The organism is Pseudonocardia parietis, from assembly GCF_017876315.1.
GTDB classification, from domain to species: domain Bacteria; phylum Actinomycetota; class Actinomycetes; order Mycobacteriales; family Pseudonocardiaceae; genus Pseudonocardia; species Pseudonocardia parietis.
In genome coordinates this window covers 3,963,401-3,975,672 of the sequence record NZ_JAGINU010000001.1, presented here as the reverse complement: position 1 = coordinate 3,975,672, position 12,272 = coordinate 3,963,401, and the positions used below count along the sequence as shown (strand labels likewise).

Sequence of the window (12,272 nt, the reverse complement as noted above, 5' to 3'; positions counted from 1 at the left end):
TGTGGTGGACGACGGACCGGCGGTGATTCCGGGCGACGTGCCGGAGACGCTCGCGCACGGCATCCTCGCGATGCTCCGCGCGGCGGTGCCGTGCACCGCGGCGGCGATCACCGTCCGGACCGGGCGCCCGGACACCCACCGGCTGCTGGCCAACGGCGGCTACGCCCCCGAGACGGCCGGCTACCTGAGCGTCGACTTCGTCCGCGAGGACCCGCACTACGCGATGGTGCGGGATCTGCGCGACGTCACCCTGTTCTGGGCGGACATCCCCCGCTTCGACCGATCGGTGCTGGCCCGTGAGGTGCTGCGCCCGGTCGGCTACCAGGAGGGGACGTCGGTCGCCGTCGGGCCCGACAACGCGCGCGGGGCGGCGGTGCTGCACGTCAGCTTCGACCGGCCCGACCTCGATCCGCGGATCGCGCCGGTCGTCGCGGCGTACGCCCGCCGGTGCAGCGAGATCGTCGCCGACGCGCTGATGCTGGAGCAGTGGCGGCTGACCCCGCGCGAGCTGGAGGTCCTGCGGCTGGTGGCCCGGGGCCTGCCCAACGGCGAGATCGCCGACCGGCTCTACGTCACCCGGCGGACCGTGGCCACCCACGTCGAGCACATCCTGGAGAAGTCCGGGGCCTCGACGCGGGCGGCGGTGGCGGCCCGGGCCGCCCAGCTGGGCCTGGTCCGGGTCTGAGCCGCCGCACCGTCAGGCGAGGTCGGCGACCGTCGCGGCGGCACCCCGGGAGTGCAGCGACTCCAGCGCGCGACGGAACGCGCCGGCGAACCGCTCGTCGTCGGCCAGGTCGGCGAAGACGGGCCGGTACCGCAGGAACGCCAGCGGCTCGGTCCGCTCCCGGCGCGCCAGCGCGGTCATCTCCTCGGCGAGCCGGTCCTGCTGCTCGATCGGTTGCCCCTGCTCGTCGGTGCCCTCGGCGTAGCGGCACCAGCCCGCCACGACGGCGGCGGCCCGGTCCACCGGCCCGCCCGCGGCCAGCTGCTCCCGCACCACCGGCAGCAGGAAGATCGAGATCCGGTCGGAGCTGCCGAAATTGATCCGCGTCAGGGTGTCGGCGACGCCCGGGTTGGCGAACCGTGCCAGCAGCGTGTCCTTGTACTCGTCGAGGCCGATGCCGGGCACCGGGCGCAGCGTCGGGGTGGCCTCGTCGTCCATGTAGCCGCGCAGGAACGACGCGAACGCCGGGTCCTGGGCGACCTCGTGCACGTAGCGGTGACCGGCGAGGTAGCCGAGGTAGCCGAGCGCCTGGTGGGTGGCGTTGAGCAGGCGCAGCTTCATGAACTCGTACGGCACGACGTCGTCGACGAGCTGGACCCCGACCCGCTCGAACTCCGGGCGCCCGGCGGCGAAGTCGTCCTCGAGGACCCACTGGGTGAAGGGCTCGCAGACCACCGGCCAGCCGTCACGCAGGCCGAAGCGCTCGGCGAGCGCGTCGCGGTCGGAGTCGGCGGTCGCCGGGGTGATCCGGTCGACCATGGAGTTCGGGAAGGTGATGTTCGCGGCGACCCACGCGCCGAGCTCGCCGTCGCGCAGCTGGGCGACGCCGGTGAACACCCGGCGGGCGACGTCGCCGTTGCCCTGCATGTTGTCGCAGCTCATGATCGTGACTGGCCCGGTGCCGCGGTCCTTGCGCCGCGCCAGGCCCTCGACCACCAGCCCGAACGCGCCGGTCGGGACCCGGGCGGCGAGGTCCTCCCGGACGCCGGCGAACTCCGGGTCGAACTCGCCGCTGGTCTGGTCGATCGCGTAGCCGCCCTCGGTGATCGTCAGAGAGACGATCTTCGTGTCCGGGTGCGCGATCCGCTCGATCACGCTCTCCGGGTCGTCCGGCGCGTAGAGGTAGTCAACAAGGGACCCCACCACGCGAGGCGCGAGCGAGCCGTCCGGTTCCTTGCGGACCAGCGTGTACAGCCCGTTCTGGGCGCGCAGCACGGCGTTCATACGGTCGTCGGACGGCAGCACCCCGACCCCGCAGATCCCCCAGTCCCGCGCCTCCCCCGCCGTCAGCAGCGCGTCGACGTACATCGCCAGGTGCGCGCGGTGGAAGCCACCGACTCCGATATGGACGATGCCCGGTCGCACCCCGTCCCGGTCGTAGCCGGGGACGTCCACCCCCTCGACACCCTCGCTCCAGATGTCGGTCTCCTCCAGCGAGCGCATGGCCGCACCCTACCGCCGGTCGGCGGCCTTGCGGCGCGAGCTGATCGGCGATCCGACCAGTCATCGCAAACAGCTGCTGCGCTGCTTTTCCATGGTGCCCTGTTTGCGGATATCGCAAGTCGACCACTACGGTCCTCGCCATGACCGCGACCAGCCCCGCCACTCCGGCAGGCGACGCCGTCGCCTCCCGCGTGCGCGAGCTGCTGGAACGCGACGGGTGGACCCAGCGCCGGTTCGCGGCGGCCATCGGGCTCGACGAGACCAAGCTGTCGAAGTCGCTGGCCGGGCGTCGCCGGTTCGCCGCCGACGAGCTGGTCGCGATCGCCGACGTCACCGGCGAGACGGTGAACCGGCTGCTGCACGGCCGCGACGACGCCCGCATCCACACCGCCGTCCCGGGCGGGGCGGCCGCGCACCGCGACGCTCCCGCCGCGCCGCGCGGTGCCCGGGAGACCCGGCGCCGCATCCTGGACGCCGCCTGGTGCCTCATCACCGACCACGGCTACCACCGGGTCCGGACGGCCGACGTCGCGCGGGCCTGCGGGACCAGCCCGGCCACGATCCACTACCACTTCCCCACCCGTTCCGAGCTGCTGGACGAGGCGTTGCGGCACAACGTGAAACTCGCCTTCGACCGGCAGGTCGCCGCGCTCGGGGAGGTCCCCGACCCGCACGCCCGGCTGCTGCGGCTGATCGACCTGCAGCTGCCCTCGAGCGAGCTGCTGCGCCGCGAGTGGTCGATCTGGATCCAGGTGTGGGCCGAGTCGGCGATCGACCCGGCCCGCCGCGAGCTGTACTGGGACTCCTACGACCGCTGGTACCGCAGCGTGCTCATGACCCTGCAGGACGGCGCGGACACCGGCGTGTTCGTCGCCGGCCGCACCGAGCCGCTCGCCCGCCAGCTCACCGCCATGATCGACGGCCTCGGCATCCAGGTCATGGCGCGTACCCCCGGTGCGGCCCGCGACCAGATGCGCGCGGTGCTGCACGACTTCATCGACCGGGCTGTGCTCGCAGACCCGGGGAACACCCACCGGACGGAGACCGAATGAACCGTGACGTCATCATCACCTGCGCCGTGACCGGATCCGGGGACACCGTGGGCCGCAGCCCGCACGTCCCCGTGACCCCGGCCGCGATCGCCGCCGACGCGATCGCCGCGGCCCGGGCCGGCGCCGCCATCGTGCACGTCCACGTGCGCGACCCCGAGACCGGCGACCCGTCGCGGGCCGTCGAGCTCTACCGCGACACCGTGACCCGGATCCGCGACTCCGGCGTCGACGTCGTGCTGAACCTGACCGCGGGCATGGGCGGCGACCTCGTGATCGACCCCGAGGACCCGCTGAAGCCGGTCGACGGGACCGACCTGGTCAACGCCCTCGAGCGGCTCCCGCACGTCGAGGACCTGCTGCCCGACATCTGCACCCTCGACTGCGGCTCGCTGAACTTCGGCGAGGGCAACACGCTCTACGTGTCCACACCGGACATGCTGCGGACCGGCGCGAAGCGGGTCCAGGAGCTCGGTGTGAAGCCCGAGCTCGAGATCTTCGACACCGGCCAGCTGTGGTTCGCCTCCACCATGGTCGCCGAGGGCCTGATCGACGCACCGCCGCTGTTCCAGCTGTGCATGGGCATCCCCTACGGCGCCCCGGCCGACCCCGGCGTGCTGGCGGCGATGGTGAACCTGCTGCCCGAGGGGGCGAACTTCGCCTCGTTCGCGATCGGCCGCGAGCAGCTGCCGTGGACGGCGCAGTCGATGCTGCAGGGCGGGCACGTCCGCGTCGGGCTGGAGGACAACCTCTACCTCTCCCGCGGGGTGAAGGCGACCAACGAGCAGCTCGCCGAGCGGGCGGTGCAGATCGTGCAGGACCTGGGCGCCTCCGTGGCGACCCCGGACCGGGCACGGGAGATCCTCGGCCTCACGGAGCGTTCCGGTGGCTGAGCGGCAGGCGAGCGAGATCCGGACCGTCGCCTGCATCGGCGCCGGCGTGATCGGGGCCGGGTGGGCCGCGTACTTCCTGTCCCGCGGGCTGCGGGTGCGGGCCTGGGACCCGGCGCCGGACGCCGAGCAGAAGCTGCGCCGCGTGGTGGACGCGGCCTGGCCCGCGCTGACCGAGCTGGGCCTGGCCGAGGGCGCCGACCCGGCGGCGATCACCCTGCACCCGACCGTCGCCGAGGCCGTCGCCGGTGCGGACTTCGTGCAGGAGAGCGCGCCGGAGGACCTCGGGCTCAAGCGGTCCCTGCTGGCCGAGCTGGCCGCCGCGACCGGGCCGGACGTCGTCGTCGCGTCGTCGACGTCGGGGTTCCCGATGAGCGACATGGCGACCGAGGCGACCGACCCCGCACGCCTGGTCGTCGGGCACCCGTTCAACCCGCCGTACCTGATCCCGCTGGTCGAGGTGGTCGGCGGTACCGCCACCGCGCCGTGGGCGGTGTCGCGGGCGGCCGAGTTCTACCGGCACATCGGCAAGTCGGTGATCGAGATGGACCAAGAGCTGCCCGGCTTCATCGCGAACCGGCTGCAGGAGGCGATCTGGCGCGAGGCGCTGCACATGGTCGCCGCCGGCGAGGCCACCCCGGAGGAGATCGACCGCTCGATCACCGACGGGCCCGGCCTGCGCTGGCCGGTGCACGGCCCCTGCCTGACCTTCCACCTGGCGGGCGGCGAGGGCGGGATGGCGCACATGCTCGACCACTTCGGGCCGTCGCTGAAGGCGCCCTGGACCCGGCTCGACGCCCCCGAGCTGACCTCCGAGCTGCGTGACGACATGGTCGCCGGGGCCGAGGTCAGCGCCGGCGGACGGCCGATGGCCGAGCTGGTCGCAGAGCGTGACCGTGCGGTCATCGCGATACGCCGGGCGGTCCAGACGGCACGCGCGGCCGGTCGATCGTGACCGCATTGGTGCACACCGACCGTGTTCGTCCGGAGTGGATCGACTACAACGGTCATCTGTCCGAGCCGTACTACGTGCTGGTGTTCGGGGACGCGACGACGGCGCTGATGGACCGCGCCGGGCTGGACGCGCCCTACCGCGCGGAGACCGGCTGCTCGCTCTACACCGTGGAGGCGCACGTGCGGTACCTGCGGGAGGTCGGGCCCGATGCCGACCTCGAGGTCCGCACCCGGGTGCTCGGACATGACGCCAAGCGCCTGCGGATCTGGCACGAGCTGCACGTCGAGGGCCGGCTCGCGGCCACCGAGGAGCTGATGTGCCTGCACGTCGGCCCGGACGGCACACAGCCGTTCCCGGCCGGGGTCGCGGCGGCCCTCGACGACCTCGCCGATGACCTGGACGTCCCCGAACCCGAGCACGCCGGACGGTCGATCGCCACCGTCGGGGAGGTGAGGCGTCGGCCCCCGATGTGAGCCCCGACCGCGGCCCGACACCCGGGCCCTTCCCGAGGAGACACCTTCATGATCAGCCCGACAGCGGCGCCGTTCAACCGGCGCCGCCTGCTCGGCGGAGCTGCCGGCCTGGCTGCGGCGGCGTTCCTCGCCGGCTGCGGCGGGCCCGCAGCGGCCCGGGACGCCGGTCCGCCCCGCCAGGGCGGCGTGCTGCGGGTCGGGGTGACCGGAGGCGGCGCCTCCGACACCCTGGACCCGCACATCCCGGCGACCAACCCCGACATCGCCCGCACGATCAGCCTGTACGAACCGCTGGTGCACTGGGACGACGCCTACACCGTGCAGCCCGCCGTCGCCGAGGCCGTCCGCCCCGAGCCCGGGGCCCGCGCCTGGACCGCGACGATCCGCAACGGGATCACCTTCCACGACGGCCGCCCGGTCACCCCGGACGACATCGTCGCCACCTTCGCCCGGATCACCGACCCCGACGACCCGAAGGTCGGGGCCTCGCAGCTCTCGGTCCTCGACCGGGTCGTGGTGGTCGGCGACCGGCAGGTGCGCTTCGAGCTGAGCGAGCCCTCGCCGGTGTTCGACCAGTACCTGGCCGAGTACTCGTGCGGGATCGTCCCCGCCGACTTCGACGTGACGCGCCCGGTCGGCACCGGGCCGTTCCGGTTCGAGGGTTTCACCGCGGGTCAGCAGAGCACCTTCGTCCGCCACGAGGGGTACTGGCGCCCCGAGGAGCCCTACCTCGACCGGCTCGAGCTCATCAACTTCGCCGAGGACGACGCGCGGATCAACGCGCTGCTCTCCGGCCAGGTCGACGCGATCGACCAGGTCCCGCTGTCGCTGACCGAGGTCGTCGGCTCCTACGAGTCGATCCGGCTGCTCACCTCCGAGACCGGGGCGTGGCTGCCGTTCACGATGCGGGTGGACGTCGCGCCGTTCGACGACGTCCGCGTCCGGCAGGCCCTGCGGCTGATCGCCGGCCGCGACGAGATGGTGAACCAGGTGCTGTCCGGCCTGGGCAACCGCGCGGCCGACCTCTACTCCCCGTTCGACCCGAACTACCTGAGCGTGACGCGCGAGCAGGACCTCGGGCGGGCCCGCGAGCTGCTCTCGGCGGCCGGGAAGCCGAACCTGTCACTGGAGCTGGTCACCTCCCCGATCCAGGCCGGATCCGTCGAGGCGGCGCAGGTGCTCGCCACCCAGGCCCGCGGCGCGGGCGTCGAGATCGGGCTGCGGCGGGTGGACACCTCCACCTTCTTCTCCGACCAGTACCTGCAGTGGGAGTTCGCGCAGAGCTTCTGGAACACGCGCAACTACATCCCGCAGGCGTCGCAGTCGTCGATGCCGGAGGCACCGTTCAACGAGACCCACTGGGACGACGCCGAGTACCAGGGGATCATCCGCCGGGCCCGGTCCGAGGTGGACCCGAACCTGCGGGCGCAGCTGGTGCGCCGGGCGCAGGAGATCGAGTTCGAGCGCGGGGGCTACCTGATCTGGGGGTTCCCGGACCGGGTCGACGCCCACCAGGCCTATGTCGGCGGGCTCGTCCCGAACCGCACCGGGATGTCGCTGTCCGGCTATGAGTTCCGGAAGGCGTGGGTGAACGCATGAGCCTCCTGACCCGCATGATCCTCAAGCGGCTGCTGGTGTCCGTGCTCGTGCTGCTCGTCGTCTCGTTGCTGATCTTCGGTGCGACGCTGCTGCTCCCGGGCGACCCCGCCCGGGCGATCCTCGGTCAGCAGGCCACCCCGGACCGCGTGGCGGCGCTGACCGAGCAGCTCGGTCTCGACCGTCCAGCCTGGGAGCGCTACCTGTCCTGGCTCGGTGGGGTCCTCACCGGCGACTTCGGCTTCTCCGCCGCCACCCAGGGCCCGGTGTCCGAGCTGCTCGGCGGCCGGATCGCCGCGTCCGCGCTGCTGCTCGTGCTCACCGCGCTGATCTCCACGCCGATCGCGCTCGCGCTCGGCGCGTGGGCGGCCGTGCGCCGCAACACCCGGACCGACTCCGCGCTCTCCGGGTCCAGCCTGGTGCTGGCCGCCCTGCCGGAGTTCGTCATCGGTGTGCTGCTGGTGGTGCTGTTCGCGACGTCGGTGCTGCCGATCCTGCCCTCGGTGACCATCGCCCGGCCCGGCGAGCCGGTCTGGGCGCGGCCCGAGCAGCTGGTGCTGCCCGTGCTGACCCTCGCGCTGGTCGTGGTCCCCTACGTGATCCGGATGACCCGGGCGACGCTGTCGGAGTCCCTCGACGCCGGCTACGTCGAGATGGCCCGGCTCAAGGGGCTGCCCGAGCGCACCGTCCTGATGCGCCACGCCGTGCCGCACACGATCGGGCCGGTCGCGCAGGTGATCGCGATGCAGCTGGCCTGGCTGGCCGGTGGCGTCGTCGTCGTGGAGTTCCTGTTCCGCTATCCCGGGATCGGGCAGGCGTTGATCGACGCCGTGGCCAACCGGGACGTGCAGGTGGTGCAGGCGATCACACTGATCATCGCGGTGTTCTACGTGCTGGTGAACCTGGCCGCCGACGTGGCCGGGATCCTCGCCGATCCCCGGATCCGGCATACCGAAGGAGGTGCCGCATGAGCGCCCCCACCGTTCCCGCAGGGCTGCTGCGGCGCACGTTCCGCCGCCGCCAGGCCCGGATCGGGGCCGTGCTGACCCTGGTCGTCGTCGCGGTGGCGGTGCTCGGCCCGCTGCTCGCGCCATTGCTCACCGGCTACACCATCGAGGACTTCGCCGGTCGCCCGTTCCGGGCCGACGGCATCGCGGGCACCGACGACCTCGGTCGCGACGTGTTCACCCGCTTCCTCTCCGGCGGCGGCCCGGTGCTGCTCTACGCACTGGCCGCGACGGCGATCGGCATCATCGGCGGCGCGGTCGCCGGGATGCTCGCCGGGTACTCCGGCGGCCGGCTCGACGCGCTGATCATGCGCGGCGGCGACGTGCTGCTCTCGTTCCCGCAGCTGGTGCTGGCGCTGCTCGCGGTGGCCGTGCTCGGCTCGTCGGGCTGGCTGCTCGTGCTGGTCATCGGCATCACCCACATCCCGCGGGTGGCCCGGGTCGCCCGCCAGGCGACGCTGTCGGTCGCGGGCCAGGACTACGTGCAGGCCGCGCGGATGTACGGCGTGCCACGGCGGCGGATCCTCACCACCGAGGTGCTGCCGAACATCACCGGCCCGCTGATGGTGGAGCTCGGTCTGCGGCTGACCTACTCGATCGGCTACATCGCCTCGCTGTCGTTCCTCGGGCTCGGCGTGCAACCGCCTGCCGCGGACTGGGGCCTGCAGATCAACGAGAACCGGATCGCGCTGAGCGTCACCCCGTGGGGCGTGCTGCTCCCGGTGCTGGCGATCGCGGTGCTGACCGTCGGCACGAACATGATCACCGACGCGCTGGCGAAGGAGTCCGCGGACACGACAGGGGAGGCGGCGTCATGAGCAGTGTTGACACGAGTACCGCCGACACGGGTTTCACGATCGAGTGCACCGGCCTGCGGGTGGCGACCACCGGCGGGCGCGAGGTGCTGCACGGCGTGGACTACGCCGTCGCGCCGGGCGAGATCCTCGCGCTGGTCGGCGAGTCCGGCTCCGGGAAGACGACGGCCGCGCTGGCCGCGCTCGGACACTTCCGGACGGGTCTGGGGTACACCGGCGGGACGATCGCCTTCCACGGGCACACCGAGTCGCACACCGACCTGCTGGCGCTGCCCGCGGCGACGCTGCGCGGGGTGCGTGGGCGGCTGGTCTCCTACGTGCCGCAGGACCCGGCGCTGTCGCTGAACCCGCTGCTGCGCATCGGCACCCAGGTCCGGGAGGTGCTCGAGGCGCACGGCTACGAGGGCGACCCGGCGGAACGGGTCCGGGAGGTGCTCGGCGACGTCGGGCTCCCGACCGACGAGGCCTACCTGCACCGCTACCCCCACCAGCTCTCCGGTGGGCAGCAGCAGCGGGTCGGGATCGCGGCGGCGTTCGCGAACCGGCCGGACGTCGTCGTCCTCGACGAGCCGACCACCGGGCTGGACGTCACCACCCAGGACCTGGTGCTCGACACCGTCCGGGACCTGGTGACCCGCTCGCGGACCGCCGCGCTCTACATCACCCACGACCTCGCCGTCGTGGCCGGGCTGGCCGATCGCGTCGCGGTCATGCAGGCCGGTGAGGTGGTGGAGACCGGGTCGGTACGGCAGGTGCTCACCGCGCCCGAGCATCCGTACACCCGCGGTCTGATCGCCGCCGTACCGGACCTGGACCGGGTCGTGGAGCGGGAGCCGTCACCGACCGGCGAGGGTGACCCGCTGCTGCGGGTGACCGGGGCCGGCAAGCGCTACGGGCCGAAGACGGTGCTCGACGGCGTCGACATGGAGCTATGGCCCGGCGAGTGCCTGATGCTGCTCGGCGAGTCCGGCTCCGGCAAGACCACCCTGGCCCGCGGGCTGTCCGGGCTGCTCGACCTGGACTCGGGCACCCTGTCGCTCAAGGGCGACCAGCTCAGTACGCCGCGCAGCTATGCCCAGCTGCGCAGCGTGCAGTACGTGTTCCAGAGCCCGTTCGCCTCGCTCAACCCGCGGCGGACGATCGCGAGCTCGCTGGACGTGCCGCTGCGCCACCTGACGAACCTCGACGCCGACGCCCGGCGCGCCCGGGTGCTCGACATGCTCGACCAGGTCCAGCTCGACGGGTCGTTCGCGGGCCGCTACCCGGGTGCGCTCTCGGGCGGTGAACGCCAGCGCGCGGCGATCGCACGGGCCCTGGTCACCGCGCCCGACGTGCTGGTCTGCGACGAGGTGACCTCGGCGCTGGACGTCTCGGTGCAGGCGTCGATCCTGGACCTGCTCGCACTGGTCCGCAGCGAGCTGGGGACCGCGATGCTGTTCGTGACCCACAACATCGCGCTGGCCCGCGGGGTCGCGGACCGGATCGCGGTGCTGCAGGGCGGGCAGATCGTCGAACAGGGCACCGTGGAGGAGGTACTCACGAACCCGCAGCACGACTACACCCGTGAGCTCCTGGAGCACACGCCCTCGATGGCCGCGGTGCGCTGAGCCCCTGTGCTCGATCCGTCCGTGCCCGGACCACCCGCACCGAGATGCAGCTCAGCGGGAGATGTCGATCTCCACCGCCCCGTGGGCCGCATCTCGGCGGGTGGGCACGATGCTCAGGCGAAGCTCAGGACGTCCTCGGCGGCGAGGCGCGGCAGGCGGGGGTGCCAGGCGTCGTCGGCCGGGTGGCCCAGGTTCACCACGAGCAGCGCACGGTGCCGTCCGCCGGGGAAGAACTCGGCGGTGACGGCGTCGGCGTCGAACCCGGCCATCGGGCCGGCGGCCAGGCCGTGCGCGCGGGCGGCGAGCAGGAAGTAGCCCACCTGCAGGCTCGCGTTGAACCGGGCCATGGGCTCGCGGCCCCCACGGCCCTGCTCCTCGAGGCTCTCCCGGAAGTCGGGCTTGACCGGAAAGGTCACCGGCGCGTGCTCGTGGAAGTCCAGGTCGGCGGCCAGCAGTGCGACGACGGGGGCGGCCTCGGACTTGGCCCGGTTGCCCTCGGCGAGCAGCGGGATCAGCCGCTCCCGGCCCGCACCGGTGCGCACGAAGGTGACGCGCAGCGGCTGCGTGTTGGCCGCGGTCGGCGGCCACTGCGCGAGCTCCCAGATGGCGCGCAGCGTCTCGTCGGAGACCGGCTCACCGGTGAAGGTGTTCGCGGTGCGGGCATCGGTGAACAGTGCGGCGCGCCCGGCTTCGTCGAGGCGGGGCAGGCGTACGGAGGTCGGTGCGGTCACGGTTGGTGAAGCGCTCAACCATCGACCGAGGATTCCCTCGCGGAACCGTGAAGTGGATCACTCAGTCGGTCGCGCAGACTCCCCAGCGCAGGACGTGGACCTCCCCCGGCACGAGCTCCATCAGCCCGGTGCCGCTGTTCAGGGCGTCGGGCGGGCAGGTCATCGGCTCGACGGCGACCGCCCGGGAGGCCACGACGGCGCCGTCCGGGACCTGGCGGGGGAAGTCCGGCGGGGTGAACACCTGCACCCAGCCGAACGCCGGGTCGGCCCACAGCTCGGTCCCGCCGTCGTCCGGGGCGGCGACCCGGTGCCGGACGAACTCGTCGCCGTCACCGGGGCGGCACCCGCCGAACGTGTCGTCCAGGTCCAGCCCGGCCAGCGGGGTGGAGGAGAACGAGCGTTCCAGGGCGACCGCCGGGCCGGCGGGCAGCCCGTCGTGCAACGGCAGCGACGTCCGCGCGGCCAGGGTCAGGTCCAGCTCGTCGGTGGGCACGTCGCCGACCCGCAGGTAGGGGTGGAAGCCGAGCCCGAACGGCACCGGGGCGGACCCGAGGTTCTCCACCGTGGTCTCGACGGTGAGCCCGCCCGCGCCGACGGTGTAGGTGACCCGCACCCGCACCGGCTGCGGCCAGCCCGGCTGGGCGGGCGCGACGGCGGAGAGCGACACGTGGTCGCCGCCGCGGCCGGTGAGCGTCCACGGCACGTGCCGGAGCAGGCCGTGGATGGCGTTGCCGGCGTCGGGCTCGGTCAGCGCGAGCCGGTACCCGGTGCCGCGGTGGCTCCAGCGGCCGTCGCGGACCCGGTTCGGCCACGGCGCCAGCACCGCCCCGGAACCCTTCGGGGGCCGGGCGGTCGGCGGGTGCGGCTCCACCCGTACCCGTCCACCCTGGACGAACCCGGCGAGCCCGCCACCGATCTCATCGACCTCGGCCCTGGCGTCCCCGCTGACGATCACGAACCGCTCACCGCACGCGTCCATGAC

At 73.1% G+C, this 12,272-nt stretch carries 12 protein-coding genes; 9 read left to right on the top strand and 3 right to left on the bottom strand.

Annotated features, from left to right (window positions below; translation table 11 throughout):
- The first annotated feature begins 4 nt into the window (after nt 1-4).
- Complete coding sequence (locus JOF36_RS18840; protein WP_307862461.1) at nt 5-685, top strand: helix-turn-helix transcriptional regulator; 681 nt, start codon at nt 5-7, stop codon at nt 683-685.
- A 12-nt stretch (nt 686-697) separates the two neighbouring features.
- On the opposite strand, the gene JOF36_RS18835 is transcribed toward JOF36_RS18840, so the two are convergent.
- A complete protein-coding gene (locus tag JOF36_RS18835; protein ID WP_210028339.1) occupies nt 698-2,167 on the bottom strand; it encodes a mannitol dehydrogenase family protein in 1,470 nt (489 codons plus the stop codon).
- 140 nt (nt 2,168-2,307) lie between these two features.
- On the opposite strand from JOF36_RS18835, the gene JOF36_RS18830 reads away from it, so the two are divergent.
- Genes JOF36_RS18830 through JOF36_RS18795 form a run of 8 tightly spaced genes read left to right on the top strand, consistent with a single transcriptional unit; the run spans nt 2,308 to nt 10,559 of the window.
- Complete coding sequence (locus JOF36_RS18830; RefSeq protein WP_210028337.1) at nt 2,308-3,219, top strand: TetR/AcrR family transcriptional regulator; 912 nt, start codon at nt 2,308-2,310, stop codon at nt 3,217-3,219.
- A complete protein-coding gene (locus JOF36_RS18825) occupies nt 3,216-4,109 on the top strand; it encodes a beta-keto acid cleavage family enzyme (RefSeq protein WP_210028331.1) in 894 nt (297 codons plus the stop codon). The genes JOF36_RS18830 and JOF36_RS18825 overlap by 4 nt, the downstream gene beginning before the upstream one ends.
- Nucleotides 4,102-5,061, top strand: coding sequence for a 3-hydroxyacyl-CoA dehydrogenase NAD-binding domain-containing protein (locus JOF36_RS18820; protein ID WP_210028329.1), 960 nt, complete (start codon nt 4,102-4,104; stop codon nt 5,059-5,061). The genes JOF36_RS18825 and JOF36_RS18820 overlap by 8 nt, the downstream gene beginning before the upstream one ends.
- Nucleotides 5,058-5,534: a thioesterase family protein gene (locus tag JOF36_RS18815; RefSeq protein WP_210028327.1), complete on the top strand. Its 477-nt coding sequence runs from the start codon at nt 5,058-5,060 to the stop codon at nt 5,532-5,534. The genes JOF36_RS18820 and JOF36_RS18815 overlap by 4 nt, the downstream gene beginning before the upstream one ends.
- A gap of 48 nt (nt 5,535-5,582) precedes the next feature.
- Complete coding sequence (locus JOF36_RS18810) at nt 5,583-7,133, top strand: ABC transporter substrate-binding protein (RefSeq protein WP_210028325.1); 1,551 nt, start codon at nt 5,583-5,585, stop codon at nt 7,131-7,133.
- Between the two features lie 5 nt (nt 7,134-7,138).
- Nucleotides 7,139-8,101: an ABC transporter permease gene (locus tag JOF36_RS18805; RefSeq protein ID WP_210035906.1), complete on the top strand. Its 963-nt coding sequence runs from the start codon at nt 7,139-7,141 to the stop codon at nt 8,099-8,101.
- Nucleotides 8,098-8,955 (top strand): ABC transporter permease, encoded by an 858-nt coding sequence (locus tag JOF36_RS18800; RefSeq protein WP_210028323.1) that lies wholly within the window; start codon nt 8,098-8,100, stop codon nt 8,953-8,955. Before JOF36_RS18805 ends, JOF36_RS18800 begins: the two co-directional genes overlap by 4 nt.
- The gene (locus JOF36_RS18795) at nt 8,952-10,559 is read left to right on the top strand and encodes an ATP-binding cassette domain-containing protein (RefSeq protein WP_210028321.1); all 1,608 of its coding nucleotides are present in this window, start codon (nt 8,952-8,954) and stop codon (nt 10,557-10,559) included. The genes JOF36_RS18800 and JOF36_RS18795 overlap by 4 nt, the downstream gene beginning before the upstream one ends.
- 113 nt (nt 10,560-10,672) lie before the next feature.
- On the opposite strand, the gene JOF36_RS18790 is transcribed toward JOF36_RS18795, so the two are convergent.
- Both JOF36_RS18790 and JOF36_RS18785 read right to left on the bottom strand, forming a co-directional pair.
- The gene (locus tag JOF36_RS18790) at nt 10,673-11,290 is read right to left on the bottom strand and encodes a malonic semialdehyde reductase (protein WP_210028319.1); all 618 of its coding nucleotides are present in this window, start codon (nt 11,288-11,290) and stop codon (nt 10,673-10,675) included.
- A 61-nt stretch (nt 11,291-11,351) separates the two neighbouring features.
- Nucleotides 11,352-12,269: an aldose epimerase family protein gene (locus tag JOF36_RS18785; RefSeq protein WP_210028318.1), complete on the bottom strand. Its 918-nt coding sequence runs from the start codon at nt 12,267-12,269 to the stop codon at nt 11,352-11,354.
- Between the last annotated feature and the right edge of the window lie 3 nt (nt 12,270-12,272).